General features: G+C 69.2%; 18 protein-coding genes and 1 tRNA gene. 7 read left to right on the top strand and 12 right to left on the bottom strand.

All coding sequences use genetic code 11. The annotated features are described in order from the left end of the window. Positions 1 to 33 precede the first annotated feature (33 nt). Positions 34 to 915 (top strand): LysR family transcriptional regulator, encoded by an 882-nt coding sequence (locus ACTIFJ_RS06105; protein ID WP_439533210.1) that lies wholly within the window; start codon positions 34 to 36, stop codon positions 913 to 915. A 68-nt stretch (positions 916 to 983) separates the two neighbouring features. Here ACTIFJ_RS06105 and ACTIFJ_RS06100 read toward each other — a convergent pair whose 3' ends face one another. The 7 genes from ACTIFJ_RS06100 to ACTIFJ_RS06070 all read right to left on the bottom strand — a co-directional run bounded on the left by ACTIFJ_RS06100 (position 984) and on the right by ACTIFJ_RS06070 (position 6915). Beyond that, positions 984 to 1274, bottom strand: a complete 291-nt coding sequence (locus tag ACTIFJ_RS06100; protein WP_439533209.1) for a Na+/H+ antiporter subunit G — start codon at positions 1272 to 1274, stop codon at positions 984 to 986. Between the two features lie 10 nt (positions 1275 to 1284). Then, entirely contained in the window at positions 1285 to 1554 is a 270-nt protein-coding gene (locus tag ACTIFJ_RS06095; RefSeq protein ID WP_439533208.1) for a K+/H+ antiporter subunit F, read from the bottom strand. Then, positions 1548 to 2048, bottom strand: a complete 501-nt coding sequence (locus tag ACTIFJ_RS06090) for a Na+/H+ antiporter subunit E (RefSeq protein ID WP_439533207.1) — start codon at positions 2046 to 2048, stop codon at positions 1548 to 1550. Before ACTIFJ_RS06090 ends, ACTIFJ_RS06095 begins: the two co-directional genes overlap by 7 nt. Further along, positions 2045 to 3586: a monovalent cation/H+ antiporter subunit D gene (locus ACTIFJ_RS06085; protein WP_439533206.1), complete on the bottom strand. Its 1542-nt coding sequence runs from the start codon at positions 3584 to 3586 to the stop codon at positions 2045 to 2047. The genes ACTIFJ_RS06090 and ACTIFJ_RS06085 overlap by 4 nt, the downstream gene beginning before the upstream one ends. Continuing rightward, complete coding sequence (locus ACTIFJ_RS06080; protein WP_439533205.1) at positions 3586 to 3942, bottom strand: Na+/H+ antiporter subunit C; 357 nt, start codon at positions 3940 to 3942, stop codon at positions 3586 to 3588. Before ACTIFJ_RS06080 ends, ACTIFJ_RS06085 begins: the two co-directional genes overlap by 1 nt. 3 nt (positions 3943 to 3945) lie before the next feature. Beyond that, a complete protein-coding gene (locus ACTIFJ_RS06075; RefSeq protein WP_439533204.1) occupies positions 3946 to 6738 on the bottom strand; it encodes a monovalent cation/H+ antiporter subunit A in 2793 nt (930 codons plus the stop codon). A 102-nt stretch (positions 6739 to 6840) separates the two neighbouring features. Further along, positions 6841 to 6915: transfer RNA gene (locus ACTIFJ_RS06070), tRNA-Thr, on the bottom strand. A gap of 134 nt (positions 6916 to 7049) precedes the next feature. Here ACTIFJ_RS06070 and ACTIFJ_RS06065 point away from each other — a divergent pair. Together ACTIFJ_RS06065 and ACTIFJ_RS06060 are read left to right on the top strand one after the other, a co-directional pair. Further along, complete coding sequence (locus tag ACTIFJ_RS06065; RefSeq protein WP_439533203.1) at positions 7050 to 7628, top strand: hypothetical protein; 579 nt, start codon at positions 7050 to 7052, stop codon at positions 7626 to 7628. Between the two features lie 76 nt (positions 7629 to 7704). Beyond that, positions 7705 to 12384 (top strand): NAD-glutamate dehydrogenase, encoded by a 4680-nt coding sequence (locus tag ACTIFJ_RS06060; RefSeq protein ID WP_439533202.1) that lies wholly within the window; start codon positions 7705 to 7707, stop codon positions 12382 to 12384. Here ACTIFJ_RS06060 and ACTIFJ_RS06055 read toward each other — a convergent pair. Further along, on the bottom strand, positions 12381 to 13343 hold the full coding sequence (locus ACTIFJ_RS06055; RefSeq protein WP_439533201.1) for a hypothetical protein: 963 nt from the start codon (positions 13341 to 13343) through the stop codon (positions 12381 to 12383). The two genes, ACTIFJ_RS06060 and ACTIFJ_RS06055, sit on opposite strands and share 4 nt — an antisense overlap. A 59-nt stretch (positions 13344 to 13402) precedes the next feature. Further along, positions 13403 to 16192 carry a TonB-dependent receptor gene (locus ACTIFJ_RS06050; RefSeq protein WP_439533200.1) on the bottom strand — a complete coding sequence of 930 codons (2790 nt, stop codon included), beginning with the start codon at positions 16190 to 16192 and terminating at the stop codon, positions 13403 to 13405. 318 nt (positions 16193 to 16510) lie between these two features. Between ACTIFJ_RS06050 and ACTIFJ_RS06045 the strand changes: the two genes are divergently transcribed. Further along, complete coding sequence (locus tag ACTIFJ_RS06045) at positions 16511 to 17674, top strand: metallophosphoesterase (RefSeq protein WP_439533199.1); 1164 nt, start codon at positions 16511 to 16513, stop codon at positions 17672 to 17674. A gap of 2 nt (positions 17675 to 17676) precedes the next feature. After that, positions 17677 to 18681 (top strand): phytase, encoded by a 1005-nt coding sequence (locus ACTIFJ_RS06040; RefSeq protein WP_439533198.1) that lies wholly within the window; start codon positions 17677 to 17679, stop codon positions 18679 to 18681. Between the two features lie 134 nt (positions 18682 to 18815). Here ACTIFJ_RS06040 and ACTIFJ_RS06035 read toward each other — a convergent pair whose 3' ends face one another. From ACTIFJ_RS06035 to ACTIFJ_RS06025, 3 genes are read right to left on the bottom strand one after another with little or no spacing between them, the layout of a single operon-like run. Next, positions 18816 to 20222 carry an efflux transporter outer membrane subunit gene (locus ACTIFJ_RS06035; RefSeq protein WP_439533197.1) on the bottom strand — a complete coding sequence of 469 codons (1407 nt, stop codon included), beginning with the start codon at positions 20220 to 20222 and terminating at the stop codon, positions 18816 to 18818. Further along, on the bottom strand, positions 20219 to 23422 hold the full coding sequence (locus tag ACTIFJ_RS06030) for an efflux RND transporter permease subunit (protein WP_439533196.1): 3204 nt from the start codon (positions 23420 to 23422) through the stop codon (positions 20219 to 20221). The genes ACTIFJ_RS06035 and ACTIFJ_RS06030 overlap by 4 nt, the downstream gene beginning before the upstream one ends. Positions 23423 to 23424: 2 nt before the next feature. After that, entirely contained in the window at positions 23425 to 24621 is a 1197-nt protein-coding gene (locus ACTIFJ_RS06025) for an efflux RND transporter periplasmic adaptor subunit (RefSeq protein WP_439533195.1), read from the bottom strand. A 214-nt stretch (positions 24622 to 24835) separates the two neighbouring features. Here ACTIFJ_RS06025 and ACTIFJ_RS06020 point away from each other — a divergent pair, with 214 nt between their 5' ends. Both ACTIFJ_RS06020 and ACTIFJ_RS06015 read left to right on the top strand, forming a co-directional pair. Further along, positions 24836 to 25315, top strand: coding sequence for a MarR family winged helix-turn-helix transcriptional regulator (locus ACTIFJ_RS06020; protein ID WP_439533194.1), 480 nt, complete (start codon positions 24836 to 24838; stop codon positions 25313 to 25315). Positions 25316 to 25347: 32 nt separating this feature from the next. Continuing rightward, the gene (locus tag ACTIFJ_RS06015; protein ID WP_439533193.1) at positions 25348 to 26634 is read left to right on the top strand and encodes an MFS transporter; all 1287 of its coding nucleotides are present in this window, start codon (positions 25348 to 25350) and stop codon (positions 26632 to 26634) included. Positions 26635 to 26660: the final 26 nt, after the last annotated feature.

The following is a 26660-nucleotide window of genomic DNA, read 5'->3' as shown; positions in this document are numbered from 1 at the left end:
ATAATATCTATCGGAACGTTCAGGAAATTCTAAATTAAGATCGGCACGCCCTGCTTCGACCAGCTGCAATTGTTCGTCGCCGTGGTCGACGCCGGCGGCTTTGCCGCCGCCGGGCGGCGGCTGGGCCGCGCGACCTCGGCGGTGAGCTATGGCATTGCCAATCTGGAAGCGCTGCTCGGGCTGCGGCTGTTCGACCGCGCCGGCACGCGGCGGCCGCAGCTGACCGCCGCCGGCGCCGCCGTGCTCGCCGAGGCGCGGACGCTGGCCGACGACATCGCCGGGCTGAAGGCGCGCGTCGAAGGGCTGGTCTCCGGACTGGAGGCGGAGGTCAGCCTCGCGGTTGACGTGATGTGGCCGAGCCACCGGCTCGCATCCACACTGCGCGCCTTCCAGGACGCGTTCCCGACCGTGCAGCTGCGCCTCCATGTCGAGGCGCTGGGCGCGGTGTCGGCGCTCGTTCTCGACGGTACCGCACGGATCGGCGTGTCCGGCCCGCTCTCCGCCGAAGCCGGGGCGCTGACCCGCCACGCCGCCGGCAGCGTTCGCCTCATCCCCGTCGCCGCCCCCACCCACCCGCTGGCGCAGGGACCACAGCGCCCCGGCGCCGTGCGCCAGCATATCCAGCTGGTGCTCTCGGATCGCTCGCCCTTGACCCGGGGTCGGGACTTCGCCGTCTCCGCCTCCACCAGCTGGCGTCTCGCCGACCTCGGCGCCAAGCACGCGCTGCTGCTCGAAGGCGTCGGCTGGGGAAACATGCCGCAACCGACGGTCGACGCCGACGTGCGCGCCGGGCGGCTGGTGCGGCTCGACCTGCCCGACCATCGGGCGATGGGATACCCGTTCGACATCATTTACCGAACCGACGCGCCACCGGGACCGGCCGGGCAGTGGCTGGTGACGCGGCTGGGGCAGTGAGGATGCCGCCGGCGGGGGGGGGGCCGGCCCCCCCCCCCCCCCCCCGCCGGAGGCCATTCTCCCCTCCCCTAATCCTTCCGCTGGCTCCGGGCGGCCTTGGCGACGAGGTGGGCGACGACGGGGGCGGTGATGAACAGGAACACCGAGATGGCGAGTTCGGCGACGGCGAGGCGGCCGTCTCGGGCGCTGACGTGGATGACGGTTGCGACGATGATGGCGCCGATGCCGAGGGTGGTGGCCTTGGTGGGGGCGTGGAGGCGCATGAAGAAGTCCGGCAAGCGGGCGAGGCCGATGGAGCCGATGAGGGCGAAGCTGCCGCCGATCAGCAGCAGTAGCGAGACGAGGAGGTCGATCAGCATCGGTCTGTCCTCATTCGATGATGTCGCCGCCGAGGACGAACTTGGCCAGCGCCACGGTGCCGACGAAGCCCATCGTGGCGAGGACGAGGGCGGCTTCGAAGAAGACCGTGGTCTGCAGTGCCATGTCGAGCAGCAGCACGAGGGCAATGGTGTTGATGGTGAGGGTATCGAGGGCGAGGATGCGGTCGGCCATGGCCGGGCCTTTGACCAGTCGCCAGAGATTGAGCGCCATGGCGACGGCGACCATAGTGAAGACGATCGGGACGACCAGGCTCAGCATCCGAAGATCTCCTTCAGCGGGGCTTCGTAACGTGATTTGACGCTGGCGATGGTAGCGGCGACGTCCGGCACATCGAGGCCGTGGACGAACAGGCGCCCGGGGCGTTCGGGCGTGGCCATTTCGATGTCGATGGTGACGGTGCCAGGGGTCAGCGAGATGATCCCGCCGAACAGGGTGGCGACGAAGGGATCGTCGAGGGACAGAGGGACTTCGAAGAAGGCGGGGCGCAGCCGGGCGGGCGGGCCGAGGACCTGGCGGGCGACGGTGACATTGGCGGTGACGATGTCGACGAGGACGCGGCCGATCAGGCGCAGCGCGGCGCCGGGGCGGCGCAGCCGGGGCGGGTGGGGCCAGAAGCGGCGGGTGGCGAGCGGCAGGAGGAGGCCGATGGCGAGGGCAAGCAGCACGGTGCCGCGACCTGGGTCCGGACTCAGCGCCAACCAGAGCAGGATGATGAGCAGGGTCATCACCGGGAAGGGCAGGACACGCTTCATGGCCGCCGCTCGCGCAGGATCGGCTCGTCGGGGGGTAGCACGGCGTCGAGATAGGCCTGGCGCTGGTGGAGCTGGGCGGCAGTGGCGGCGGCATAGTCTGAGGCCGGGCGGGCGAGGATGACCAGCAGCGGCCCGGCGGCGACGAGCAGCCAGAGGCCGAGCGCTGGGGCCGGGCGGTGCAGCCCGTCCGGCAGCCGCGCGACGGCCGGGACTTCGCTCGCCTGCCAGAACAGCGGGCCGGCGGCGCGGGCGAACGCCAGTGTGACGGCGAGGCCCGAGGCGAGGAGCGCTGTCCACCAGGCCAGCCGCCAGCCATCGGTGGCGACGGCCTGGAGCAGCATCAGCTTGCCGAGGAAGCCGGAGAGCGGCGGCAGGCCGGCGAGGCCGATGGCGAGGACAAGATAGGCCGGGCCGAGCCAGGCACGGCCCGAGGCGGAGGCGCCGCGGGTGAACCGGTCGCCGAGGCCGGGGCGGCGGGCCTCGACATGGGCGGCGAGCAGGAAAAGGCCGGCGCCGACGAGGGTGGACTGGGGGAGATAATAGAGCAGTGCCGCGGTGCCGCGCTCGCCGCCATGGCCAAGGGCGAACAGCAGCATGCCGGCCGAGACCAGCACCAGCTGGGCAGCGACGACGACCAGCCGGCGGGCGGCGAGTGCGCCCAGCGTGCCGAAGACGACGGTGGCGAGCGCCAGCGCCGGCAGCCAGGGCGTCAGCAGGCCGCGGGCAACGGGCGCGTCGCCGAAGCCGGTGACGCTGACGCGCAGCAGCATGACGATGCCGACCTTGGTGAGGATGACGAACAGCGCGGCGGCGGCAGCCGGGGCGCGGGCATAGACGTGCGGCAGCCACAGCGACATGGGCAGCACGGCGGCCTTGAGCAGGAAGACGGCGGCGAGCAGCGCCAGCGCGGTGCGGACTAGCGGCGTGTCGTCGGGCGGTACCTGCGGCAGCAGGCGGCCGAGGTCGGCGAGGTTGAGCGTGCCGAGCGTGCCGTAGAGAAGCGCCAGCGCGATCAGGAACAGGCTGGAGCCGACGAGATTGAGGACGACATAGACCAGCCCGGCGCGGACGCGGCCGGCCTCCGCAGCGGCGGGACCGTGCATCAGCAGCGCATAGGAGGCGAGCAGCAGGATCTCGAAGAAGACGAACAGGTTGAACAGGTCCCCGGTCAGGAAGGCGCCGGTGAGGCCGGCGAGCTGGAGCTGGAACAGCGGATGGAAATGCTTGCCCGTGCTGTCGCTGCCGCCGATCGCCATCAGCAGCGCCGGCAGGCCGAGCGCCGAGACCAGCAGCACCATCAGCGCCGCCAGCCGGTCGACGACCAGGACGATGCCATAGGGTGCCGGCCAGTCGCCGAGCCGGTAGACAGCGATGGTGCCGGCATCGGCGGCGATGAGCAGCTGGACAGCGGCGACGAGGCCGAGCCCGGCGGCGGCGAGCGCCAGCCCGCGCTGAACGGCAAGCCGGCCGTTGGCGAGCAGCATCAGCAGCGCGGCGGTGAACGGCACCAGCACCGGCAGGATCGGCCAGACGCCCATCAGTCGTCGGCCTGCGTCGGGGTGGGCTCTGTCGGCCGGCCTTCGCCCAGCTTGTCCGAGCGATTGACGGCCAGCGCCTTCAGCGCCAGCGCGATCAGGAAGGCGGTCATGCCGAAGCCGATGACGATGGCGGTGAGCACCAGCGCCTGGGGCAGCGGATCGGCGAGGCCGGTGGCGCCGGGCAGCGCGAGCGGCGGCATCACCCGGTCGACGCGGCCCGAGACCAGGATCAGCAGGTTGACGGCATAGGACATCAGCGTCAGCCCGAGCACCACCGAGAAGCTGCGTGGGCGCAGGGCCAGCCAGACGCCGCCGGCCATGATCAGGCCGATGGCCAGGGAGAGGACGACCGCCATCGTCTAGCCTGCCCGCTTTTCACGGGTGCTGAGCGTACCAAGCTCCGACAGCGCGAGGACGAGGCTGGCGACGACGACCAGCATGATGCCTAGATCGAAGGCCAGCGCCGAGGCGAGCTCGAATGGTTCGATGAAGGGCGGGTGGACATAGCCGTGCGCCGAGGTGAGGAACGGCCGGCCGAAGGCGAAGGCGGCGGCGCCGGTCAGCGCGCACAGGCCGAGGCCGGCGCCCAGCACGGCGACGAAATCGGCGCGTATGCGGGTGCGGGCGAAATCGATGCCGCTGGCCAGATATTGCAGCAGCAGTGCGATGGCCGCGATCAGCCCGGCGACGAAGCCGCCGCCCGGCAGATTGTGGCCGCGCAGGAAGATGTATGTGGCCACGGCGAGCGCCAGAGGCAGCATCGGCTGCATCATCATCCGCAGCATGATCGGGTAGCGGTCAGCGAGCGTGGCGGCGCTGCCGACGGCGGGCGGCAATTGCAGGCCGGCGAGCAGCGCCTGGATGCCGAGCGCCGCCATCGCCAGCACGGCGACCTCGCCCATGGTATCGAAGCCGCGGAAATCGACGAGGATGACGTTGACGATGTTGGTGCCGCCGCCACCGGGGACGCTCTCGGCGATGTGCCAGGCAGAGATCGTTTCGAATGGCCGGGTGAGCATCGCCAGCACCAGCGCGCTGGTGCCGAGGCCGACGAGACCGGCGAGGCCGGCATCGCGCCAGCGGCGGTGCCGTTCGGCGGGATCGGACTCGGCGCGGATGTGCGGCGGCAGATAGCGCAGCGCCAGCAGCAGCAGGACGATCGAGGCGACCTCGACCGACAGCTGGGTGAGCGCCAGATCGGGCGCTGCCAGCCGGACGAAGGCCAGCGCCACCAGCAGGCCGACGACCGACAGGAACATGACGGCGACGAGCCGGTTGCGGTGCATCCGCACGGTGCCGCCGACGCCCAGCGCCAGCGCCGCCAGCGCCAGCGCCTCTGCGACGCCGAAATCGCCGACGCCCAGCGGGCCAGCGAGGGCGCCGCCGGCCGACCACCAGGCCCAGGCGCCGAGCGCGAGGGTGAACAGCAGGAACAGGGCTACGTTCTGGCGGACGCTCTGCCGGTCCACCGCGGCGATCAGCCGGCGCGAGGCGGCGGCGATCAGATTGTAGACACGCTCGAAGGCGACCGGGCTGGGCATGCCGATGGCATAGCGGTCGGCGATGCTGAAGATCTGCTCGCGGCGGGTGAACCAGACCAGGCCGCCGCCGAGCGCGACGACACTCATGACGACGGGCAGGTTGAAGCCGTGCCAGAGGGCGAGATCGAGCGGTGGCACCGGGCCGCCGAGGACGGCGGCGGATGCGGTGCGCAGCAGCGGCGCGACGACCAACTGCGGGGCCAGCCCGACGAGGACGACGATGGCGACAAGCAGGTCGACGGGGACGCGCATCAGCCAGGGCGGCTCGTGCGGGGTCCGCGGCAGGTCCGTGGACGGGGGGCCGAGGAAGACATCGTTGACGAACTTGGCCGAATAGGCGACCGCCAGCACGCCGCCGATGGTGGCGATGATTGGCATCAGCCAGCTGAGATAGCCGCCGAGTGCCACCGTTTCGGCGAAGAACATCTCCTTGGAGAGGAAGCCGTTGAGGAACGGCACGCCGGCCATGGCGCCGGCGGCCAGTATCGCCAGCGCGGCGGTGAACGGCATGGCGCGGCGCAGGCCGGACAGGCGGCGCATGTCCCTTGTGCCGGTCTCATGGTCGACAATGCCGGCGACCATGAACAGCGACGCCTTGAACACCGCATGGTTGATGATGTGGAACACCGCCGCGACCGGGCTGAGCGGGGTGTCGAGGCCCAGCAGCAGGACGATCAGGCCGAGGTGGCTGATCGTTGAATAGGCGAGCAGGCCTTTGAAATCATGGCGGAGCAGCGCCAGATAGGCGCCGAGCACGAAGGTGACAGCGCCGGTGGTGGTGACCAGCAGGAACCACAGGTCGGTGCCGGCCAGCGCCGGGTAGAGCCGGCAGAGCAGGAAGACGCCCGCCTTCACCATGGTGGCGGAATGGAGATAGGCGCTGGCCGGGGTGGGGGCGGCCATGGCGTTGGGTAGCCAGAAGTGGAACGGGAACTGGGCGGACTTGGTGAAGGCGCCGAGCAGCACCAGCCCCAGCATCACTGGATAGCCGGCATGGGCGCGGATCAGGTCACCGCTGGCGAGGATGTCGGTGAGCATGTAGCTGCCGGCGATGTCGCCGAGCAGCAGCAGGCCGGCGAGCAGCAGCAGCCCGCCGCCGCCGGTGACGGCCAGTGCCATGCGCGCGGCGATGCGGGTCTCCTGATCCTTGTACTTGTAGGCGATCAGCAGGAACGAGGTGAGGCTTGTGATCTCCCAGAAAAACAGCATCAGAAGGATGTTCTCGGCGAGGACGACGCCGAGCATGCCGCCGGCGAATGCCAGCAGCAGCAGGTAGAAGCGGCCGAGCCGGTCCTCCTTCGGCAGGTAGTAGGCGGCGTAGATGACGATCAGCAGGCCGATGCCGTCGATGAGCAGGACGAACAACAGGCCCAGCCCGTCCAGCCGCAGGGCAAGATCGAGCCCCCAGTCCGGCAGCCAGGCGATGGTGGCCAGCAGGGTCTGGCCAGCGAAGACCGGCGGCGCCAGCGCGACGAGCATCAGCACGCCGGCGAGCATCGCGCCGGCGGCGACGACGGCCGCGAGGGTGCGCGAGGCCGCGCCCGCCAGCGCGGCGAAGCCGGCCGCGATGAAGGGCAGCACGATCAGGCCGAACAGCAGGGCGTCAGCCATGATGGCCGGGCAGGAGGCGTCGAGGGGACGGCATCGGCCGAGGGTTACAGGCCGATGTCTGGGGGGTCCAGCCGAAACGGCCCCTGGAGGGACAGGGAGGAATGGTGCCGCAGGAGGGATTTGAACCCCCGACCCCCCGCTTACGAAGCGGATGCTCTACCACTGAGCTACTGCGGCGACCGGCATGCCCGAGGGCGGAGTGCGCCATAACAGGGCGGCACCGCCTGGGCAAGCGGCGGCTAAATGGGGGCCGGCCGGCGCCGTTGATCCCCCTGGTGCCAGATGACTGGCGCAGCCGGAACCTGCCGCCCATGACCAGTCGCTCCAGCATCGAGATGCTCGCCAGCAAGTTCGACCTGCCGACTGGTCTGCTGCGGGCCGAGCAGCGGCTGGCCGAGCGGGCGCTGCGCTGCTGGCTTGACGCCGGGGAGACCGAAATACCGGGCTTCGAGGCGCAGGGGCTGGTGATCGTCGACCCGGCCGGGCGGGCCGAGATCAGCCGCATCGGCGGCGACATCATGCGCACTTTCCGGCTGGCGCCGGGCCAGATGCTGGCGCTGGACCCGACGCTGCCGCCGCACAGCCTGGGTGCCGAGCTATGCGCAGCCTGCGACCTGGTGGTGCTCGGCGCCCGGCCGGTGCCGTTCGAGGCCAGCCTGACCGCCGGCGGGCGGGGGCATATCCTGGCGCGGGGCATTGCGCTGCCGATCCCCGATGACCGGGTGCAGATCGTGATGAGCTGGCGCGAGGTGCTCAGCCGCAGCGCCGCCGCGCGGCTGCGCCGCGAGCTCGGAAGGGCGCTGGAAAGCCGGCCGGGTGCGGCGCCGGACGCTGTCGATCCGCTGCCGATCGGCCGGCAGGCGCCGATGTTACCCAGGGCACATGAATAGCGTCAGGTGTCATTGCAAAACTTGCCCGGGCGGATCGGGCAGTCCATACGGTGCCGGGTCAGGAGTGAGTTCCCTCATGCAGAGTGCGCGTACCGATGCGATGGCGACGGTTTCGATCGCCGATATTCTCTTCAACGCGGCCTTGCCCGATGAGCGCGACGGGCTCGATGCCGGCGCCCGCGAGGCGATTGCGCGGCGGGTCGAGGGGGTGGTGGCGACGCGTGAGGCCGGGGTGCCGCTGGTCCGGCTTGAGCCGGCCGAACCCGGTGCGGGGCGGCCGATGGCGCTGATCATCGTCAACGATGACAAGCCGTTTCTCGTCGATTCGGTGGCGGCCGCGGTGACGGCAGCGGGGATCGAGAGCGTGCGGCTGCTCCACCCGGTGTTCGATGTGCGGCGCCACGACGACGGCCGGCTGCTCGAAGTAGCCGAGGCCGGGCCCGGTCCGGCGGCGGCGGGATGGGGGCGGGAATCGCTGATTTACATCGAATTGAAGCGCGCCAATGCCAAGGCGCGGGCCGAATTGGTCGAGAGCGTGCGGGCGCTGCTGGCCGACATCGCGTGCGTTGTGGCTGACTGGCAGCCGATGCGCGCGGCGTTGCTCGACGCCGCGCAGCGGCTCGGCGACCATTCACCGCCGGTGGCGCCCGAGGCGGCGGCAGAGATGCGCGCCTTTCTGGCGTGGCTGGCGGCCGACAGCCTGACGTTGCTCGGCGTTCGCCACTGGACGATCGATGCCTCCGGCACGCCGGCGCGGACCGATGAGGGGGCGCTGGGGCTTCTGCGCGATCCCGACTATCGGTTGTGGGGATCCCAGGCAGCGCCGGACTGGCGGGCGGCCATCGCCGCGTCCGAGCCGGTCAGCGTCACCCGGGCCGGCACGGTCAATCGCGTCCACCGGCGGACGCAGCCGGACCTGATCGCCATCAAGGGCTATGATGCGCAGGGTCGGCTGGTGCGGCTGACCTGCATTCTCGGGCTGTTGACCTCGGAGGCGCTGGCGACTTCGCCGCGCCAGGTGCCGCTGGTGCGGCGCAAGGTGGCGCAGGTGGTGGAGGCGCTGGGCTTCGTGGCGCGCAGCCACAATGGCAAGGCGCTGGCGCATGTGCTGGAAAATTTTCCGCGCCAGGAGCTGTTCGAGGCCAGCGCCTCGCAACTGGAGGAGATGGCGCTGGGCACGCTGTCTCTGCTCGACCGGCCGCGGCCGCGGCTGTTTGCGCGGGTCGACAGTTTCGGGCGCAGCCTGTCGGTGCTCGTCCATGTGCCGCACGGGCTCTATGCGCTCGGTGTGCGCGAGCGGATTTCGGCGATGCTGGCCGAGGCGACGGGCGGCACGCTGAGCCGTCATGATGTCGAGCTGCATTCGGAGGGGCTGGCGCGGATCCATCTGGTGTTCTCCCTGCCCCAGCCCGGGATCGAACTGCCCGGCGAGGCGGCGCTGAACGAACAGCTGCTGCGGCTGCTGCGCGGCTGGGACGAGGGGCTGGAGGCGGCGCTGCTGGCGTCGGCCGGGCCGACGCGGGCGGCGCGCCTGCGGCTCTCCCATGGCCGGGCCTTCTCGGCCAGCTACCGCGCCCAGCACAGCCCGGACGAGGCGGCCCAGGACACGCTGGTGCTGGCCGGCCTTGAGGATGACAGCGAGCGGGCGGTGCGGCTGTTTCCGCTGGCGGAGGGGCCGGCCGGGCAGTTCCGGTTGAAGATCTACCGGCTCGGGCCGATCATCCCGCTGTCCGAGATCGTGCCGGCGCTGGAGAATTTCGGGCTGCGGGTGATCGAGGAGTTTCCGTTCGACCTGGCCGGCGGGCAACTGGGGCGCATCCATGACGTTGTGCTAGAGGTCGATGATCCCGGCCTGCTGGTGGGCTGGCCGGCGCTGGAGGCAAGGCTGGCGCCGGCGCTGAGGGGCGTGCTGGGCGGCAGCGCCGAGAGCGACCGCTTCAATGCGCTGGTCGTGCATTGCCGGCTGACGCTCGAGGAGGCCGGCTGGCTGCGGGCCTGGTTCCGCTATCTGCGCCAGGCCGGGGCTACTTACGGCATCGCAACGGTCGTCGAGGCGCTGTGCCGGATGCCGGCGCTGTGCGCCGGGGTGGTGAGGCTGTTCCGGTTGCGCTTTGGACCAGATGTCGTCGACCGCGCGCATGCCGAGGCGGCGCAGCGCGAGACGCTGGAGGCCGGACTGGCCGATGTGTCTTCGCTCGATGACGACCGCATCCTCCGGCTGTTCATGGCGCTGGTCGGGGCGACGCTGCGGACCAACGCCTTTGTGCCGGGCGGGCCGGAGGCGCTGGCGATGAAGCTCGATTCGAGCGCCGTGCCGGGGCTGCCGCCGCCGGTGCCCTATCGTGAGATCTGGGTGCATTCGCCGCGCGTCGAGGGCATCCACCTGCGCGGCGGGCCCATCGCGCGCGGCGGGCTGCGCTGGTCCGACCGGCGCGACGATTTCCGCACCGAGGTGCTCGGGCTGGTCAAGGCGCAGATGGTCAAGAACGCCGTCATCGTGCCGACGGGCGCCAAGGGCGGCTTTTATGCCAAGAAGCTGCCGCCGCCCGGCGACCGCGCGGCCTGGCTGCTGGAGGGCACAGAGGCTTATCGGATCTTCATCAGGGCGCTGCTGTCGCTCACCGACAATCTCGCCCCCGATGGCCGGCCGATTCCGCCCGAGGGCATTGTCTGCCATGATGCGCCCGATCCCTATCTGGTGGTGGCTGCCGACAAGGGCACGGCCAGTTTCTCCGACACAGCCAATGCCATCGCGTTGGGCCAGGACTTCTGGCTGGGCGATGCCTTCGCCAGCGGCGGCAGCCAGGGCTATGACCACAAGGCGATGGGCATCACCGCGCGCGGCGCCTGGCTCTCGGTCGAGCGCCATGGCCGCGAGCTGGGGCTCGACGTGGCGCGGGACCCGGTGCGCACGATCGGCGTCGGCGACATGTCCGGCGATGTGTTCGGCAACGGCATGCTGCTGTCCCGCGCCATCAGGCTGGTCGCGGCGTTCGACCATCGCCACATTTTCCTTGATCCCGCGCCGGGCGAGGCGGCGTTCGCCGAGCGGCAGCGGCTGTTCGCGCTGCCGGCGTCGAGTTGGGACGACTATGACCGGACGCTGATCTCCACCGGCGGCGGCGTGTTCCCGCGCAGCCTGAAGGCGGTGCCGCTCAGCCAGCAGGTGCAGGCGATGATCGGCAGCGAGCGGGCCTCGATGGCGCCGGCCGAGCTGATCCAGGCGCTGCTGCGGGCGCCGGTCGACCTGCTGTGGTTCGGCGGCATCGGCACCTATGTAAAGGCCAGCCACCAGAGCCATGCCGAAGTCGGCGACCGGGCCACCGACGCCCTGCGCGTCGACGCCCACACGCTGCGCGCGCGGATCGTCGGCGAGGGTGCCAATCTGGGGCTGACGCAGGCCGCGCGGATCGCGTTCGCGCGCGGCGGCGGGCGGATCAACACCGATTTCATCGACAACAGCGCCGGCGTCGATTGCTCGGACCATGAGGTCAACATCAAGATCGCACTCGGCGCCGAGGTGGCGGCCGGGCGTCTGGCGCCGGCGGACCGCGACCTGCTGCTGGCCAGCATGACTGACGACGTGGCGCGGCTGGTGCTGACCAACAACCGGCTTCAGGCGCAGGCGATAAGCCTGGCCGAGCAGGGGGGCGCGGGCGCCGTGCCGCGCTACCAGCGGCTGATGGCCGTGCTGGCGGAGACTGCCGGGCTCGATTTGAAGATCGAGGGCCTGCCCGATGCGGCCGAGAGCAGCCGGCGCAGTGCAGCGGGCGAAGGGCTCACCCGGCCCGAGCTGGCGGTCCTGATGGCCTATGCCAAGATGGCGCTGACGGCGGCGCTCGCCGCCCCCGGGGCGCGGAGTCTGATCGACGACGTGGCGCTGTTCCCCGACCTTTTGGCGAGCTTTCCGCCGGCGATGGCGGCACGCTTTGCGCCGGCGCTGGAAGGCCATCGGCTACGGCCCGAGCTGATCGCGACACGGCTGGCCAACCAGCTGGTCAATCGGCTCGGGCCGGCGCTGCCGTTCGAGCTGGCCGAGGCGAGCGGGGCAAGCCTCGTCCAGATGGCGTCGGCCTTTGTGGCGGCGCGCGACCTCTTTGCGTTGCCGTCGCTATGGGCGGCGCTGGACGATGGCGAGCTGCCGGCCGCCGACCAGTTGCGGCTGCACGGCGCCACGGTGACAGCGCTGGCGGCGCATGTCGCCGACCTGCTCAGCCATGCCCGGGACGACGGCGCCGGCGACACGGTGCGACGGCTGGCTGGTCCCTTGGCGACGCTGTCCGCGCGGCTGGCGACGGCGCCGCACCGGCCGCATGGCGCCGAGGCGCTGCCCGGGCCGGAGGATCTGGTGGCCCGCATTCGTGAACTGGCGGCCCTCGACGGCGCCATCGGACTGGCCAGCGCCAGCGTGGCACATGGCCATGATGTCGGCGCGCTGGCCAATGCTTATGCGCGGCTGGGGGCCGAGACCGGGCTGGATTGGGCGCATGGCGCGGCGCTAGCGCTGTTGCCGGCAGACCTGTGGGAGCGGCGGCTGCAGGCCAGCCTGTCCGACAGCTTCGAGCGGTTGCGGCTGGAATTCCTGGCCCGGCTGCCCGGCGACGATCCGGAGGCGGCGCTGGCCGACTGGCTGGCCGCGCACCGGCAGGCGGTCGACGCGCTGTTTACGCTGGCGGCGCGGGCGCGGACCAGCGCTACGGCCAGCCCGGCGATGCTGGCGCTATTTGCCGAGGAAGCCCGGCGGCTGCTGGGCTAGGCGATGACGGGCAGGGGCGCGGGCGGGCGCCGCCGATCGAGCCAGACCGCCAGCGCGGCGCCGATGAGGAGCCCGGCGATCAGCCCAGCGACCAGTAGCGGCAGCGGCCGGGGCCGGCTCGGCCAACGGCCGACCGAGGCGGGGGCGAAGGGCTCGGCGGCATAGGGCAGTTCGGCGGCGCTGAGCATTGCCGACCGTTCTTCCTCGGCAAGCGCGGCGACCAGCGATTCGCGCGCGTCCGATTGCGGCGTGGCGGCCAGCCGCTCGCTCAGATAGGCGATATTGGCCGCGGTGCGGGCGGCATTGGTGGCGCGCAGTTCGGCATCGGCGGTGGCAACCAGCCGGTTCAGGAAGCTGGCGGCGAAGGCGCGGTCCCAGTGATCAAAGGTTATGGTGACGAGCGGCGACTTGACGCTGCGCCGGACGTTTACGGCGTCGTCGATATAGGCCTGGAGACGTTCGGCGTCGGGCGGCGTCCAGGCGAAGGCAGGCAGGCCGAGCGCGCCGAACAGGGTCTTGCCGAGGATGCGCAGCAGGCCGTGCGGCTCTTCCCATTGACGGGTCTCGGGGTTCCATTCGCCGCCGAAGATCTGGTGCATGATCACCGGGTCCTCGGCTAGCCGGGCTGCGACCTCCGGGGTGGACAGGCCGTCGAGGAAGTAGCGGAACGGCGGTGCTGCGTCGCCGCCGCCAAGGCTGCCGGCCAGCGCTGCCAGACCACCACCGGCCTGGGCGGCGATGCCGGCGATACCGCGCCGCGGTGCCACGCCGGCGGCGGCGGGCGCCGGAAACATCTCGATCTGCGCCGTCCACATTGTCGGCTCGCGGTTGAGCTTGACCAGCACCAGCGCGGTGATGACCACCATCATCAGCGGCATCAGCCACCAGCGTCGCCGCAGCGGCGCCAGTAGTTGCGGCAGCAACGGCGGTGGCAGGGTGTTATGGACCGCGTCGACCATGCGGCCTGCCATGGCACAGCCCGGCGCGCGCGTCCATTCCGCGCGCCGGGCCGGCGGGATCAGAAGTTGGCGCGCACGCCGCCCTTGAAGGTGCGGCGATAGGTTTCGAACTGCAGCAGGCGACGCTGGCTGGGACCGTTCCGATAAGCGGTGAAATCGGCGTTGTTGAGGTTCACCACTTCGAAGAACAGCTGGAAGGCCGGCGTCACCCGGTATTTGGCCGAGACGTCGATCTGGAACAGCGGCCGGACATAGCGGTCTTCCTCGGCATCGCCGCCGAGTTCGTCGAGGAACTGGTCGCGGTAGCTGGCGGCCGCGCGCAGCGACACCGGGCCCTTTTCATAGCCGAGCACGAAGTTGGCGGTGTGTTTGGAGGCTGACGGCAGCGGGATGCGGCGGCCGAGCACGTCGCCGCGGGCGTTGGTGTAGGTGTAGTTGACGTTGGCGATCAGCCCGTCGAACGGCGCCGGCAACATGGTGAAGGCCTGGCTGTAACTGAATTCGGCGCCGAACACTTCGGCCTTGTCGCCGTTGATCGGGATGTCGGCCTCGGTGAAATCGATGCCGGCGAAGGTGCCGTCGAGCTGGCGCGAGGTGACGATGAAGTCGGTGATCGACTTGTAGAAAACGCCGCCCTGGACGACCGACTGGTTGGAGAAATAATATTCGAGCGTGGCATCCATGTTCCACGCCTTGTAGGGGCGAAGATCGGGGTTGCCGAAAGCGCCTTCGCGCTCGCCATCCTCGTTTTCGGAGATGGTGAAGCGCGGCGCGAGCTGGCCGAAGCTGGGGCGCGACAGCGAGCGGAAGGCGCCGAAGCGGGCCACGACATTGTCGGCCAAATTGGCACGCAGGTTCACGCTGGGGAGCACATTGGTGTAGCTGCGCTGGAAGCGGACCTGCGAGATGACCAGCGTATCCTCATCGATTTCCTCGCCATTGAGAATGGCGCCTTCCTCGAAGATATCGGCGCGGTTGCCGGTCAGGTCCTGCTTGGTGTGCTCGACACGGACACCGGCGATCAGCCGGATCGCGCCGGTATCGAGCCTGCCCTGAATATAGCCGGCATAGATGTCTTCTTTGGCGCGGAAGTTTTCCGACGCCGTGGCGAAGTCGCTCTCGAGGTCATTGCGCTCGAACTGCGAATCGGGGGTGCCGGCCGCGAAGGCGCGGATCTTGGCGAGGTCGGTGGTCGGGTTGATGTCGGCGAGCGTGTAGCTGGAGCTGCCGAGCACATCGGCCAGCGTCAGGCCGCCGTCGACGTCCTCGAACAGGTCGATGATGAAGTTCTGGCGCTTGTCCCGGAGGCGGACCTTGCCGCCGGCCTTGATTTCCAGATCACCACCAGCCAGCGCGAACTCGCGCGCCACATCGCCGCGGAAGCTCCACTCCTTGTCCTTGGCGTCTTCACGGGTCGTCCGCTCGAGCAGCGAGAATTCATAGGCATCGGCGTCGAGGAAGGCGGCGTTGCCGAAGTTGATTTTGTAGGCCGGGCGCTGGAGATCGGCATAGTCGATGGTGACGCCGAGCGCGCCGGGGTCCTCGAAGCGCTGACGGAAGCGGATCGGATCGATCGAGCCGTTCTCGGTCTGGCTGGCGAATGAGCGGGCGACATCATAGGTCAGCGTCCAGGGGCCGGTTTCGGTCTTGCCGCCCGCTGAGACGGTGGCGATCGTCTGGACCTCGCGGCGGTCCTTGAGGTCGCGGCGGACTTCGATGCGGTCATCGGCGGAGTTGAAGGTGGCGGAACTGGCGGTGCCCGATTCCGGCTCGGCGTCGAAGCCGAAGATCAGGCGGCGGCGCAGTTCGGTATCGTCGAACTTGGAATAAAGGCCGCGGACATAAAGGGTGGTGCCGGGCATCGGCCGCCAGTCGATGCTGAGGTTGCCGCCCCAGCGGACGCGCTGGACGTCATAATCGCGATATTCAAGGTCTTCTGCATAGTCGATGCCGGCATCCGAGGTGGTCCAGCCATCGGCCTCGACATTGTCGGTGGCGAAGCGGCGGCGGTTCCAGCTGGCGCCGCCGGCGATGCCGAAGTTCTCGGTGATCGGCTGCGAGAAATTGCCCGAGAATTTCGGCGACCATTCCTCGGCGAGCTGGTTGTATCCGCCTTCGGCGACGAGGCCGACGAAGCCCTTCTTGCGGTCGAAGGCGGTGGTGGTCTGGATGTCGATCGAGCCGCCGATGGTATCGCCGTCCATGTCGGGGGTCAGCGACTTCTTGATCTCGATCGATTCGATCAGCTCGTTGGGCACCACATCGAGCGCCACGTCACGGTTGTCGCCGCCGGTGGAGAGCACGCGGTTGCCGTTGATCGACGAGGAATTGAGGCCCGGCGAAAGACCGCGGACCGAGACGAAGCGTCCTTCGCCCTGGTCGTTCAGCACGTTGATGCCCGGCGCTCGGCGCAGCGATTCAGCCACATTCTGGTCAGGGAACTGGCCGATGGAGTCGCGGGTGAGGACCGTGGTCACCGTATCCGAGGCGCGCTGGCGGGAGATCGACGACAGCAGCGTCGCCTGCTGGCCCATGACGAGGATCATCGACTCGTCTGAGCCTTCCGGCGCCAGGGCGAAGGCCAGCTCGCGGGTGCCGCCATCGACGACGGCGACATCCTGGCTCTGGGCCTGGGCGCCGGCGAAGCTGACTGTGACGCTGTAGTTGCCGGCGGGCAGGCCGGTGAAGCGGAAGTGACCATCACCGTCCACCTGCGTCACCCGGTTGACGCCGCTGATCCGCACTTCGGCACCGGTCAGCGGACGCACGCCACTGTTGTCCACCACCGTACCGGTGACGACATTGGCGAGCGCCGGGACCGCGGCGGTGGCCATCAAGACAGCAATCATGCGCGCAGCATGCCGCGCCCGTTTGGTGTTGATCATTGGTTCACTCCCTGTTGACGGGAGCGGACTTGCCGGGGAGGAATGACAAACAGGCTGCAATTTCATGAAGCTTTGATGACGGCCTTGTCACTGTGTCTGAAATGCCACATGCGGTCGCCCATCGCTGACGAAAGGATCTTCATGCGACGCGCGACCATCCCTGTTCCCCTCATCATGGCCCTGCTTGCAGGGTGCGCGACGGAGCAATCGCCGCCAGCGACGATGGGATCGGCTCCCGTACAGCAGGGAAGGACGGGTGCGGCCGGGCCGGGCACGTGGCACATGGTGGCGATCGGCGACCATGGCTATGACCTGCGCTATCTGGAGGCCAAGGACTACACGCCGCCGCTGACGGTCGAGCAGTTCACCGACGAGGCGCGCGCTGACTGGGCCAAGGACAAGCGGCCGCCGGCCGAGTTTGCTGCGGGGGCCTATACCGTGCACCAGCCGTCGGGCGGCGTGGTCTCCGCGTCCGGGCTGATGCCCGTGGCCGATGCGATGTTCGACTGGTGCGGCAGGAACCGCTGCCAGTTCGGGGTGATGCTCGGCGACAATATTTATCCTGATGGTGCGACGCTGGGCGCCGATGGCAAGGACGATGCCGACCGCTTCCGGCACAAATTCGCCGATCCCTATGGGCGGTTCCGACAGTTCGGCGGCGATTTCCGCTTCTATGCGACGCTGGGCAACCATGACTGGCACACCAGCCGCGACGCGGCGATGGCGCAGGTCGATTATCTGGCGAAGACGCCGCCCTTCTATATGGATGGACTGATCTACCGGGTATCGCCGCCAGAGACGCGCGGCGAGGTGGAGCTGTTCGTCCTCGACACACAGGTGTTGCTCGCGGGTCGCACCTTCATGGAGGATGCGCTGGCCGACGATGGCAGCGAAATCCCTTCGACGAAGATGGACGAGCTCGAGCCCTGGGCCAAGCCGCAGACTCCGCTCGAGGCGGCGCAGGCGGCATGGCTGGCCGAGGCGCTGACATCATCGAAGGCGCGGTGGAAGATCGTCATCGGCCATCATCCGCTCTGGGCGTCGGCGGGCGGCAAGTATCGCCAGTCCGAGGCGCTGCGCGCAGCGATCCTGCCGGTGCTGTGCGAACATGCCGACCTGTATCTGGCCGGGCATGAGCATACGCTCGAGGCCTTTACCGACAGCTGCGCGGCGGCGCTGCCGGGCAAGCGGGTGGCGCCGCTCCCGGCCATCGTCTCCGGCGCCGCGGGCAAGCAGCGGCCGCTCAACACTGCCTTCATGCGCCACCAGCTGGCGCGCAATCCCGGGCTCAAGCAGCTGCATGCGCAGGGCATGATCTGGGGCGCGGCGCATTTGACGCTGGCGCCGGAAACGGCGACGATCACCTTCATTACCACGCCAAACGACGGCTCCGGCAAGCCGGTGCAGACGGGCAGCTACAGCTTTCCCCGGAGGACCGAACTTTGACCATGACGCGCCTGCTTCCCGCCTTGCTGATCGCCGCCCTTGCCGCCTGTACACCGAGCCGGCCTGTGCCGCCGCAGACGATGATCGTGACGGCGCGCGGCGAGACCGTGCCGGTCAGCACCGGCAATGCCGATGCCGCCGACGACCCGGCGATCTGGCGCAATGCCGCCGACCCGGCCGCCAGCCTGATCGTCGGCACCGACAAGAAGGCCGGGCTTTATGTCTACGGCCTCGATGGGGCGGTGCGCGATTTCCTCGACGCCGGGCGGGTCAACAATGTCGACCTGGCCGAATTCGGCGGGCGGATCATCGTCGCGGCCTCGGACCGCAATGACGAGGCCAATGCCCGGGTGGCGCTGTTCAGCCTCGATACCGCCACAGCGAAGCTGACCGCGCTCGGCACCGTCGCTGCCGGGCAGGGCGAGGCCTATGGCTTCTGCTTCCACCAGCAGGACGGCGCGCTGCACGGCTTCATCGTGCTCAAGGACGGGACCATCAACCAACTGGCGTTCGACTTCGCCGGCGCCGTCCCGGCGGCGCGCATCGTCCGCACGCTCAAGGTGGGCACCCAGGCCGAAGGCTGCATCGTCGATCCGGCCCGTCAGCGCCTCTATGTCGCCGAGGAAGACGTCGGCATCTGGCGTTTCGATGCCCTCGCGGCTTCTCCCGTAACGTCAACCGCAGTCGCCAGGATCGACGGCAAGCGGCTCGTCGCCGATGTCGAGGGGATGGCGATCGCCGATGGCTATCTCATCGCCTCCAGCCAGGGCGACAGCGCCTATGCCGTCTACCGCCTCTCCGACGACCGCTACATCGGCCGCTTCCGCATCGGCGCCGGCCGCTTCGGCGCGACCCAGGAAACCGATGGAATCGAGGTGATCGCCGGCGACTTTGGGCCTGATTATCCAGCCGGGCTTATGGTGGCGCAGGACGGCGACAACGCGCCGCTGGCGCAGAACTTCAAGCTGGTGAGCTGGGCGGACGTGAAGGCGGCGCTGGGGATTTGAGGGGCCTCCGGCGGCCGGGGGCTTGCCCCCGGACCCCATGAAGGGGGTTTCCCCCGCAGAACTGCCTGTGTTGGCGGGGGCGTGCCGCCTGTGATGGGGTCCGGGGGCTGAGCCCCCGGCCGCCGGAGGCCTCCTTATTCTTCCTCCGTTACCGCCCACCCCCCGCCGAGCGCCTTGAACACGGCGATCTGGGTGGTGGTCAGCTGGGCCTCGGTGGCGGCGAGCTGGGCTTCGGCGGTGGCCAGGGTGCGCTCGGCATCGAGGACGGCGAGGAAGGCTTCGGCGCCGGCGCCGTAGCGCAGGCGGACGAGGCGGGCAGCTTCGGCGCTCTGGTCTCGCGCGGCGGTGAGGGCGGCGCGCTGGTTGAGGCTGGAGGCATAGTCGGCCAGCGCGGTCTCGGTTTCCCGAAGCGCGCCGAGCACACTGCCATCGAAGCGGGCGAGCGAGGCGTCCGCGCTGGCGCGGCTCTGCCGGATGCGGGCGCGGGCGACGGCGACATTGGGGAAGCTCCAGCTGATAGCTGGGCCGAGGCTGAAGGCGAAGCCGCGGTTGCTTAGCGCCGCGCCGGGGGTGACGCCCTGGCCGGAGATGCTGCCGCCGAGGCTGATCTGCGGGAAGAGATCGGCAATGGCGACGCTGATGCGTGCGGTGTCGGCGGCGAGCAGCCGCTCGGCCTGGCGGATATCGGGGCGGCGGCGGAGCAGGGCGGCGCCGTCCCCGACCGGGATTTCCTGGGCGAGCTGCGGTGGGGCGGCACAGGCGGCGGCGCGGGGATCGACCTCGGCCGGCGGGCGCCCGGTGAGAAAGGCGAGGCGAGCCAGCGCCGATTGGCGGGCTGCGGTGAAGGCCGGCAGGGTGGCGCGGGTGCTCTCCTGCTGGGCGCGGGCGCGGGCGAGATCGATGGGCGCGTCGCGGCCGGCGGCGACGCGCCGCTCGGTGAGGCCGAAGCTGTCCGACTGGAGCTTGAGGCTCTGCTCGGCGACCTTGAGCTGGCGGGCGGCCGAGCAGGCATCGGCATAGGCACGGGCGGTTTCGGCGGCGACGGTGATGCGGACGGTATCGCGCGCCGCGGCCTCGGCCTCGGCCTCGGCGCGGGCGGCGGCGATGGCGCTGCCGACGCGGCCATAAAGGTCGATCTCGTAGCTGGCATCGAGGCCGAGCCGGTAGAAGGCGCTTTCGAAGGCAACCGGGCCCTGGGGGGTGGGCACGGCCTGGCGAGCCTCGACGGCGCTGCCGGTGATGCTGGTCGTTGGCAGTCGGCCGCCGCGCGCTTCCAGCAGCACGGCGCGCACGCGGGCGAGATTGGCGGTTGCGGCGCGCAGGTCGGTATTGGCGGCGAAGGCCTGCTCGACCAGCGCATCGAGCACCGGATCGTCATAGAGCCGCCACCATTGATCGGGCGCGGTGTCGGCGCGAACCGGGGCGGGGGTGATGAAGGCCGCCTCGGCTGCCGGCGGCACCGGCGCCGGACGATAGGCGGGGCCGAGCGCGCAGCCCGAGGCGAGGAGGCCGGCGAGCAGAAGCGGAATGCGACGGATCATGGCAGGGTTCCGGCCGGCGCGGGGGGTGGGGCGATGGGCCGGGGCGGCAGCGTGCTGCCGATCGGCTTGCCGAGGCGCGCGGCGCACCAGCTGGCGATGACGTAGAACACCGGCGTGAACAGCAGGCCGAACACGGTGACGCCGATCATGCCGAAGAACACCGCCGTGCCGAGCGCCTGGCGCATCTCGGCGCCCGGACCTGTGGCGATGACCAGCGGCACGACGCCGAGGATGAAGGCGAAGCTGGTCATCAGGATCGGCCGCAGCCGGGTGCGGGCGGCGGCAATGGCTGCATCGAGCCGCGGCTTGCCGGCCTCCTCGGCCTGTTTGGCGAACTCGACGATCAGGATGGCGTTCTTGGCCGCCAGGCCGACGAGCACGACGAGGCCGATCTGGGTGAGGATATTATTGTCCATGCCGCGCAGGTTGACGCCGAGGATGGCGGCCAGCAGGCACATCGGCACGATCAGGATGACCGCCAGCGGCAGCAGCAGCGATTCATACTGGGCGGCGAGCAGCAGGAAGACGAAGACCACGGCGAGCAGGAATACCAGCGCTGCGGTGTTGCCCTGGGTGCTCTCCTCATAGGCCAGTTCGGTCCATTCATAGTCGAAGCCTTCGGGCAGCACGCGGTCGGCCAGCTCTTCCATGGCGCCGAGCGCGGCGCCCGACGAGAAGCCGGGGATGCGATCTCCCTGCAGCTCGGCGGCAGGGAAGAGGTTGTGGCGGACGACGCGATAGGGGCCGCTCGTGTCCTGCAGCGTGGCGACCGAGCCGAGCGGCACCATCTCGCCCGAACCCGAGCGAACGCGCAGGTTGGTGATGTCGGCGGGGTCGTTGCGATAGGGGGCGTCGGCTTGGGCGACGACGCGGTAGGTGCGGCCGAACAGGTTGAAATCGTTGACATAGGAGGAGCCGAGGTAGATTTGCAGGGTCGAGAAGATGTCGGCCGGGGCGATGCCGAGTTGCTGGGCCTTGTCGCGGTCGATGTCGGCGAACAGGCGCGGGGTGGAGGTGTTGAACAGCGTGAAGACGCTGGTCAGCCCCGGGGTCTGGTTGCCGGCCATCATCATCGCGAAGGTCGCCTGTTCGAGCGCCTGATAGCCTTTGCCGGATCGGTCCTGGACCATCATCTTGAAGCCGCCGCCGGTGCCGATGCCGCGCACTGGCGGCGGTGGCACGACGAGGATGTTGGCGCCGGGAATGGTGCTCAGTGCCTTACGGAGATCGGCGAGGATGGTGTCGCCGCTAAGGCCTTTGTCGTTGCGGACTTCGTGCGGCTCGAGACGGATGAACAGCGTGCCGGAATTGGGCGCGTTGGAGAAGCTGGCGCCGTCCAGGCCAGCCAACGACACCACGGTGTCATCGACGCCATTGACGGTGACGGCGGTGGCGATGGCCTTCTGGACCACGGCGTCGGTGCGTTCGAGCGAGGAGCCGGGCGGCAACTGGATGACGCCGACGAGATAGCCCTGGTCCTGCGCCGGGATGAAGCCCGACGGCGTGGCGACCATGCGCCAGCCGGCAAGCGCCAGCAGGCCGGCATAGATCACCAGCATGATGCCGATGCTGCGGATGGCGCGCGCGGTCAGCTTGCCGTAGCGGTCCGACAGCCAGTCGAAGCCGGCGTTGAACTTTTCGGAGAAGCGCGCCGGGTAGCGGCGCCAGTCGGTCGGGGTGGGGGCATGCTCGTCGTGCGGTTTGAGCAGCAGCGCGGCGAGCGCCGGCGACAGCGTCAGCGAGACGACGCACGAGATCAGCGTGGCGGACGCGATGGTCAGCGCGAACTGCTTGTAGAACTGGCCGGAGATGCCGCTGATGAAAGCGGTGGGGACGAACACCGCGCACAAGGTCAGCGCGATGGCGATCAGCGCGCCGCCGACTTCGTCCATGGTGCGGTAGGAGGCCTCGCGTGGGCTGTGGCCGAGCTTCAACTCGCGCTCGACATTCTCCACGACGACGATGGCATCATCGACGACGATGCCGATCGCCAGCACCAGGCCGAAAAGCGACAGCGAGTTGAGCGAATAGCCGAAGGCCGCCATCACCGCATAAGTGCCGATCAGGCTGACCGGGATCGCCAGCACCGGAATCACCGCGGCGCGCCAGCTCTGCAGGAAGATCAGCACGACCAGGACGACGAGGATCACCGCCTCGATCAGCGTGGTCTCGACGCTGTCGATCGAGTTGCGGACATATTCGGTGGGATTGTAGGGAATCGAATAGACCATGCCGGGCGGGAAGCTCAGCTTGGCTTCCTCCATGGTGGCGATGATCGCGTCGGCGGTGGCCAGCGCGTTGGAGCCGGGGCGCTGGCTGATGCCGAAGGCGGTACCCTGCTTGGTGCCGACATAGGCATTGATGCCGTAATTGTCGGCGCCGAGCTCGATCCGGGCGACGTCGGCCAGCCGGGTGATGCGCGGGCCATCGGCCTTGATGACGATGGCGCCGAACGCCTCGACGGTGTTGAGGCGGCCGGTGGTCTGGACGTTCAGCTCATAGCCCGAACCGCCGGGCGCGAACGGCGGGGCGCCGACCGTGCCGGCGGCGACCTGAACGTTCTGGGCGCGAATGGCGCCGACAATCTCGCTGGCGTTGAGATTGCGCGAGGCGGCCTTTTCCGGATCGATCCAGACGCGCATGGCATAGTCGCGAACCCCGAACGGCTGGACGCCGCCGACGCCGTCGATGCGGGACAGCCGGTCCTTCAGGTAGATGTTGGCGTAATTGGAGAGATAATCGAGCGACAGGCTGTTGTCGGGCGAGGTGATGAAGACGACGAGCAGGATGTCGGGCGAGTTCTTGCGCGTGGTGATGCCGAGCGCGCGGACGGTGTCCGGCAGGCGCGGCTCGGCCGAGGCGATGCGATTCTGGACGAGCACCTGGGCGTTGTCGAGATCGGTGCCGAGCTTGAAGACGATGTTGATGGTGACACGGCCGTCGCCGGTGGACGACGAGGTCATGTAGATCATGTTCTCGACGCCGTTGATTTCCTGCTCGAGCGGCGCGGCGACGGTGTCGGCGAGCACCTCGGCAGAGGCGCCAGGATAGGAGGCGGTGACGTTGATCGTTGGCGGCGTGATCTCCGGATACTGGCCGACCGGCAGCGTCGGATAGGCAACGAGCCCGACGAGGACGAACAGCACCGAGATGACCCCGGCAAAGATCGGCCGGTCGATGAAGAAGTGCGAAAGGCGCATGGTCAGCCGACGTCTGCGGCGTCGGTGGCGGACGTCGACGGCGGCGCGATCACTGCAGGCGGTGCCGGGCCGGTGCCGGGCGCCGGCGGTACGATCTTGCCCGGCTGGGTCTGCACCTTCATGCCCGGGCGGACGCGCTGGACGCCCTCGATGATCAGCTGGTCGTCGGGTGTCAGGCCCTGGCGGACGACGCGCAGGCCATCGATCAGCGGGCCGAGCACGATGACGCGCGGGGCGACGACGCCGTCGGCGCCGACGATCATCGCCAGCTTGCGGGTCTGGTCGGTGACCACCGAGGATTCGGGAATCAGCATGCCGTCATAGCTGCCCGAGCCGAGCAGACGGAGATGGCCGAACATGCCCGGGGTGAGGAAGCCATCCGGATTGCGGACGATAGCGCGGCCACGGATCGTGCCGGTGCCGTTGTCGAGGGCGTTGTCGACGAAGTCCATGCGGCCGCGCCAGCGATAGAGCGTTTCGTCGGACAGGCGGATCTCGACCGGATTGGGGGAGACGCGCGAGCTGGGGCGGGTGCCGGCCTGGTTGGCGCGCTGGTATTTGAGATAGATATTTTCCGAGCCGGTGAAGACGAAATGGATCGGATCGAGGCTGACGATGGTGGTCAGCACCGTGGTGTCGGCGGTGACCGTGCCGCCGACATCGACCCGGCGGTCCGACAGTCTTCCAGAGATGGGGGCGGTCACGCGGGTGAAGCCGGCGTCGAGCGCGCGCGCCTGGACGGTGGCGCGGGCGGCGGCGACATCGGCGGCGGCTTCGGCACTGCGGGCGCGGGTCGTTTCGAATTCCTCGCGGCTGACGGCATTCTCGCCGAGCAGCGTCTCGCTGCGGACGAGATTGCCGCGTAGCAGGGACGCTGTGGCCTCGGCCTTGGCGAGGCTGGCGCGGGCCTGCGCCAACGACGCCTCGAACGGGCGCGGATCGATGACATAGAGCAGCTGGCCGGCCTTGACGAAATCGCCGTCCCTGAACGCAATGCGCTGGACATAGCCGGAGACACGCGGGCGGACCTCGACCTGCTGGCGGGCCTCGAACCGGCCGACATAATCATCCCAGTCGACGATCGGCTTGACCAGGGGCTTGCCCACGGTGACCGTTGTCGGCGGTGGGGCGGCCTCGGGCGTGGCGCCGCACCCCGCGAGCAGGGACAGGCCGGCCAGTGCTATCCAGGCTGAACGCATCGAAGTCCTCATATGGGTGGCTGGCGGACAGGCGCGAACGCCGGGATGGCTGTTCATGCTGTCGAAATACGTATTAAGCTATTGAAAAGCCTCACCGGCGATTAGTCGGAAGGCAAGGAATGACGGAATGCATTTCAAGACTGGACCAAGGGGAGGCGGAGGACTATCTATTGTCGTCAAGAAACTTGATTGTCAAGAGACCAGCGATGCACCGATGAATGATTGTGATTCTGAGACGCCGGACGACATCACTGTCGTGATGGCGGCCGGGCGCCAGATCCATGAGGCAATGGATCGGCTCGATGGGCTGATGTCCGAGAGCCTCGGCGTCAATCGCACCGACCTGCGCTGTTTGTTTCACCTGATCGACAAGGGGGCGTTGACGCCCGGCGACATCGCCGGGGCGACCGGGTTGACCAGCGGTTCGGTGACGACCCTGATCGACCGTCTGGAGCGGCAGGGGCTCGCCGAGCGCCGCCAGGGCTGCCTCGATCGGCGATCGGTGATGATCGACATCCCGCCATGCGAACGGGCGCGAGTGGAGACGACGGTGGCGACGCTGAAGAATGCGCTGAAACAGCGATTTGCCGCGATGGAAAAAGGCCAGTTGGCGCTGATGGCAGCGGCGTTGCCGCTGTTCGCCGAGGTGCTGGTCGAGAGCATCGAGGTGATGCAGGACGCGAATCAGGACTAGGCAAGGCGGCGCCGGACGGCCAAGGACGAGCGATGTTGCCAGCCGTCCCCAGACGCGAGTTCGCGGTATTGTTTGCAGCGCTGCTGACCGTGGCCGCTGGCAATACCGCCTTGCAGACGGTGCTACCCGGCATCGCCCGCGCCATCGGCATCCCGGACATGACCGTAGCCTTTGTCTTCTCGGTGTCGGCACTGATCTGGACGTTCACCGCGCCCTATTGGGCCCGGCAATCCGATATCCGCGGGCGGCGGCGGCTGATCGAGGTCGGCGTGGTAGGCTTCGGAGTGTCGATGCTCGGCTGCGCGATGGTTATCTATGCCGGGCTGAATGGCATGATCGGGGCAACGGCCACCTTCATCATCTTCGCGATGATGCGGATGGTCTTCGGCCTGTTCGGCTCGGCGTCCAATCCCGCATCCCAGGCCTATGTGGCGGCGCGGACCAGCGCGGCGGAGCGGACCGGCGCCCTGTCCATTCTCGCTTCGGCGTTCGGGCTGGGGACGATCATCGGGCCGGCAGTGGCGCCGCTGTTCGTCATCGGCGATGCCGGGCTGTCCGGACCGATGTTCATGTTCGCTGTCGTCGCCGTGGTGCTGCTGGTCGCGGTGCGGCGCTACCTCCCCGATGATGATCCGCAGACCCGGCTGCCGGGCGACAGCTTCGGCGCCGCAGCGAGCGAGCCGCTGGTTAGCGGCGCCGCCAGTGGCGCCTCGCTGCGCGCCGCGACGGCCGGGCGCGGCAGCAAATTGTCGGTGCGCGATGTCCGCATCCGCCCGTTCATGATCTTCGGCTTCGCCTCGGGATCGGTGCAGGCAGCGACCGGTCAGGCAATGGGCTTCCTGATCATCGACCGGATGGGCGGCAGCGTGCTCGAGGCTTCCGAATATATCGCCATTGCCTTCATGGCCGGGGCCGGGGCGACGCTGCTGGCGCAATGGGGGCTGATCCCGATTCTCAACCTCAAGCCGCCGAGCCTGATGCGCTGGGGGACAATCATCGCCGCCCTCGGCACCGGGGTAACGGCGATGGCGGGCGATTTCCATGGGTTGGTGATCGGCTTTGCGCTGGCGTCGATGGGCTTCGGGCTGGCGCGGCCGGGTTTCACGGCGGGCGCGTCGCTGGCTGTGTCGCACACTCAGCAGGGCGGCGTCGCAGGTGCCGTCACGGCGATCAACGGCGCCTGCTACATTGCTGGCCCGGCGATCGGCATCGGCCTCTACACGCTGGTGCCGGCGCTGCCTTACTGGCTCGGCGCGGGGGCGCTGGTGCTGCTGCTGTGCTATGTAATGGCCACGCCGGTTCTCGCGCGCGACTTCTGAGGCATCCGGCGGCTAGGGGACTGGCC

Origin of the sequence: Polymorphobacter sp., assembly GCF_051860865.1 — a bacterium.
GTDB lineage: Bacteria > Pseudomonadota > Alphaproteobacteria > Sphingomonadales > Sphingomonadaceae > Sandarakinorhabdus.
The sequence above is the reverse complement of the archived record's forward strand: the minus strand, read 5'-3'. Positions and strand labels throughout refer to the sequence as shown.

Coding starts and splice junctions, on each gene's coding strand:
- ACTIFJ_RS06030 (WP_439533196.1), bottom strand. CDS start 23,422: ATGCGCCTTTCGCACTTCTTCATCGACCGGCCGATCTTTGCCGGGGTC.
- ACTIFJ_RS06055 (WP_439533201.1), bottom strand. CDS start 13,343: ATGGTCGACGCGGTCCATAACACCCTGCCACCGCCGTTGCTGCCGCAA.
- ACTIFJ_RS06015 (WP_439533193.1), top strand. CDS start 25,348: ATGTTGCCAGCCGTCCCCAGACGCGAGTTCGCGGTATTGTTTGCAGCG.
- ACTIFJ_RS06025 (WP_439533195.1), bottom strand. CDS start 24,621: ATGCGTTCAGCCTGGATAGCACTGGCCGGCCTGTCCCTGCTCGCGGGG.
- ACTIFJ_RS06075 (WP_439533204.1), bottom strand. CDS start 6,738: ATGGCTGACGCCCTGCTGTTCGGCCTGATCGTGCTGCCCTTCATCGCG.
- ACTIFJ_RS06095 (WP_439533208.1), bottom strand. CDS start 1,554: ATGCTGAGCCTGGTCGTCCCGATCGTCTTCACTATGGTCGCCGTCGCC.
- ACTIFJ_RS06085 (WP_439533206.1), bottom strand. CDS start 3,586: ATGGGCGTCTGGCCGATCCTGCCGGTGCTGGTGCCGTTCACCGCCGCG.
- ACTIFJ_RS06090 (WP_439533207.1), bottom strand. CDS start 2,048: ATGAAGCGTGTCCTGCCCTTCCCGGTGATGACCCTGCTCATCATCCTG.
- ACTIFJ_RS06050 (WP_439533200.1), bottom strand. CDS start 16,192: ATGATTGCTGTCTTGATGGCCACCGCCGCGGTCCCGGCGCTCGCCAAT.
- ACTIFJ_RS06100 (WP_439533209.1), bottom strand. CDS start 1,274: ATGCTGATCGACCTCCTCGTCTCGCTACTGCTGCTGATCGGCGGCAGC.
- ACTIFJ_RS06020 (WP_439533194.1), top strand. CDS start 24,836: ATGAATGATTGTGATTCTGAGACGCCGGACGACATCACTGTCGTGATG.
- ACTIFJ_RS06045 (WP_439533199.1), top strand. CDS start 16,511: ATGGTGGCGATCGGCGACCATGGCTATGACCTGCGCTATCTGGAGGCC.
- ACTIFJ_RS06080 (WP_439533205.1), bottom strand. CDS start 3,942: ATGGCGGTCGTCCTCTCCCTGGCCATCGGCCTGATCATGGCCGGCGGC.
- ACTIFJ_RS06035 (WP_439533197.1), bottom strand. CDS start 20,222: ATGATCCGTCGCATTCCGCTTCTGCTCGCCGGCCTCCTCGCCTCGGGC.
- ACTIFJ_RS06040 (WP_439533198.1), top strand. CDS start 17,677: ATGACGCGCCTGCTTCCCGCCTTGCTGATCGCCGCCCTTGCCGCCTGT.
- ACTIFJ_RS06060 (WP_439533202.1), top strand. CDS start 7,705: ATGCAGAGTGCGCGTACCGATGCGATGGCGACGGTTTCGATCGCCGAT.
- ACTIFJ_RS06065 (WP_439533203.1), top strand. CDS start 7,050: ATGACCAGTCGCTCCAGCATCGAGATGCTCGCCAGCAAGTTCGACCTG.